1 protein-coding gene and 1 pseudogene are annotated in these 1,680 nt (G+C 66.3%); both read left to right on the top strand.

Going from position 1 to position 1,680, the window contains the following annotated elements:
• Positions 1-431: 431 nt before the first annotated feature.
• A pseudogene (gene cysC, locus B3T59_RS22490) lies at positions 432-998 on the top strand (adenylyl-sulfate kinase); the annotation flags it as partial.
• Positions 999-1,092: 94 nt separating this feature from the next.
• On the top strand, positions 1,093-1,680 hold a 588-nt coding region (locus B3T59_RS22485; protein ID WP_287005185.1), incomplete at its 3' end, for an inositol monophosphatase family protein.

The following is a 1,680-nucleotide window of genomic DNA, read 5'->3' as shown; positions in this document are numbered from 1 at the left end:
GCTGTAGGGCTGGTCGATGATGTTCGGGCTGATCCCCCAACAGCGGTCGAGGGGTGCGACGGTCTCGGCGTGTGCGGTGCCCGGGCTGACGCTGAGCGCGGCGAGTGAGGACGCGGCGATTGCGGCTGCTGCGAGTCCAGTTGGGAGGCGGGTGCGGATCGTGTGTCGATGATGCATGGTGTAGTCCTCGATCGGGTTCGAGTGCAAAGGTGTTGCATCGGGGCGTGCAGCGATGCACGACGGTTAATTCGGGCAATTCGCCTGAACCGTTAGCCGGGATTGTGAGCTGTGACACGACCGTGACGTGGCAAGCTGACACCATTCGGCGTCAGGGGCGAGATGAAGGTGGGCGCGACGGAAGTGACGGCACGATGACGGCAGGTGGTGGCGACGGTGGGCGGCCGTCGGGCAACGAGCGCGATCTGAGCCCGAATGTGGTGTGGCAGGCCGGTAAAGTGGCTCGGGAGCAGCGCCCCCATCGTGGTGGGACCCTGTGGATCACAGGATTGTCGGGCTCTGGAAAGTCTTCTGTGGCAATCGAACTCGAGCGTCGATTGGTGGCGTTGGGGCGCCCGGCGTATCTGATGGATGGCGACAATCTCCGACACGGCCTCAACTCCGACCTCGGCTTCAGTGACGATGATCGGCGCGAGAACATCAGGCGCACAGCAGAAGTCGCGGCATTGTTCGCCGATTCGGGTTCTGTCGCGATCGTCTCACTGATCTCGCCGTTCGCGGCGGAGCGTCAGCGCGCCCGCGAGATCCACGACGAACGCGCGCTGCCGTTCTACGAGATCTTCCTCGACACGTCGTTGCAGGAATGCGAACGTCGCGATCCCAAGGGTCTCTATGCTCGTGCGCGGCGCGGTGAGATCAGTCACTTCACCGGTATCGACTCGCCCTACGAGCGGCCGGAGAAGCCGGACGTCGTGATCAGGCCGACGGACGGGCTACCAGCGGAGACGGCTGTCGCTGTCCTTGAGCAGCTCGGGCTATGAGCGCTACGTTCTCGGTCTACGATCAGCAGGCGTCGGCGTACTCGGCGCGAGCAGGCGCATCCCGGCGCCTGGGTGAGAGGTGGAGGGACCACGAGTGGACGACCGCAGCCTGGCCGGAGAATTGGCGACCGCAGCAGGCGAACTGCTTCTCGACATCCGTGCGAACAGCGGCCTGACCGGTCGCGCGCTCGGTGATGAGGGAGATCGACGTTCCAACGACTTTCTGCTCGCCCGCCTCGACACCGATCGCCCCGACGACGCCGTGCTCTCCGAGGAATCGACAGATGACAAGGCTCGACTCATCGCGCCGCGCGTGTGGATCGTCGACCCCGTCGACGGCACTCGTGAGTACGGGTCAATCGACGATTCCGGCGAAGGCCGCAGGGACTGGGCTGTGCACGTCGCGCTCTGGTCGTCGGCCGGTGGCGGCACGCTCATCGCCGGCGCCGTCGCGCTGCCCGCCCTCGGGGTCACCTACGTCGACGACGCGACGCCCATACCGCCCACCAACGGGCTCGCCGACTCTCCACGCGGCGAGAAGCTGCGCCTCGTCGTCAGTGGCTCGCGTCCGCCCGCTTTCTCGCAGGCCGTCGCCGACGCGATCGGTGGCGAGGTCGTGCAGATGGGCTCAGCGGGTGCGAAAGCGATGGCCGTGGTGCGCGGCGAGGCCGACGCCTACGTG

Origin of the sequence: Gordonia sp. UBA7860 (assembly GCF_002500165.1) — a bacterium.
Classification (GTDB): Bacteria; Actinomycetota; Actinomycetes; order Mycobacteriales; family Mycobacteriaceae; genus Gordonia; species Gordonia sputi.
This window is presented reverse-complemented; position numbering and strand designations above follow the sequence as displayed.